Source organism: Streptomyces sp., assembly GCF_019510245.1.
GTDB lineage: Bacteria > Actinomycetota > Actinomycetes > Streptomycetales > Streptomycetaceae > Streptomyces.
Genome location: NZ_JAEKKT010000542.1, coordinates 1 through 1,140, shown reverse-complemented (window position 1 = coordinate 1,140; position 1,140 = coordinate 1). Strand labels below are relative to the sequence as shown.

1 protein-coding gene and 1 pseudogene are annotated in these 1,140 nt (G+C 71.4%); both read left to right on the top strand.

What is annotated here, in order from left to right; translation table 11 throughout:
- Nucleotides 1-265, top strand: a pseudogene (locus JF597_RS55230) (MFS transporter); the annotation flags it as partial.
- Nucleotides 266-389: 124 nt separating this feature from the next.
- Nucleotides 390-863 carry a nucleoside deaminase gene (locus JF597_RS55225; RefSeq protein WP_294014833.1) on the top strand — a complete coding sequence of 158 codons (474 nt, stop codon included), beginning with the start codon at nt 390-392 and terminating at the stop codon, nt 861-863.
- The last annotated feature ends 277 nt before the right edge of the window (nt 864-1,140 follow it).

Here is a 1,140-nt window from a genome sequence, read left to right as displayed (position 1 = left end):
CCTGTGGGGCGTGGCCTTCGGGGGTGCGCCGACGCTGATCCAGACGGCGCTGATCGACGCGTCGGGTCCGGAGCGGGCGGACGTGGCGACGTCGTTGCAGACGACGGTGTACAACGCCGGGATCGCGGTGGGTTCGCTGACCGGGGGCCTCGTACTGGACGGCTGGGGCGCCGGGGCGCTGCCGTGGACCGCGTTGCCGTTGGTCGCGGTGGCCCTCGGGGTGGTCACCGTGGCCCGAAACGCGTTCCCGGCGACGCGGCGATGACCTTAGGCTCGTGGCCAGGAGGGCCGTATTCCACGGTCGTGAAGGACACAGAGTCGTGAAGGGCACCGAGTCTTGAAGGGCATCGAGTCTTGAAGGGCAACCGAGTCTTGAAGGGCATCGAGTCGTGAGGGACACCGAACTGCCGTATCTGCGCCGCTGCGTCGAGCTGGCCGCCGAGGCGCTGGAGGCCGGGGACGAACCGTTCGGCTCGGTCCTGGTGAGCGCCGACGGAGAGATCCTCGCGGAGGACCACAACCGCGTGGCCTCAGGCGACCGCACCCGCCATCCCGAGTTCGAGCTGGCCCGCTGGGCGGCGGCGCACATGACGCCCGAGGAGCGGGCGGCGGCCACCGTGTACACCTCCGGCGAGCACTGTCCGATGTGTGCCGCCGCGCACGCCTGGGTGGGCCTCGGACGCATCGTGTACGTCGCCTCGTCCGAGCAACTGGCCCAGTGGCTCACCGAGTTGGGCGTCCCGGCACCACCGGTACGGACGCTGCCGGTCAACGAGGTCGCACCCGGCGTGGTCGTGGAGGGGCCGGTGCCCGAGCTGACGGAGCGTGTGCGGCAGTTGCACAGCCGGTTCCATCGGAGCTGACACCCGCTCTCCCGGGATGCAGCTCCGGTCGACGCCGCGGGGCAAGCGGGACAGGGGCGGCGACCGCCGGCTCATGGGCATCGTGCGGGCACAGATTAGGGCGCCACCCGTGATCGCGCTCTCCCGGAGGCGCCCCGTCGAAGGGCCGCTTATCGTGATCGAGGGCGCCGATGGGCGTCCTTGGAGGCATGGATGCTCGCCAAGGTGACGAGGCGGCGATGCGCTCTCTCCGGAGCCGTGGGGCTGGCCCTGCTCGGCGCCGGACTGCCGTCCGTGG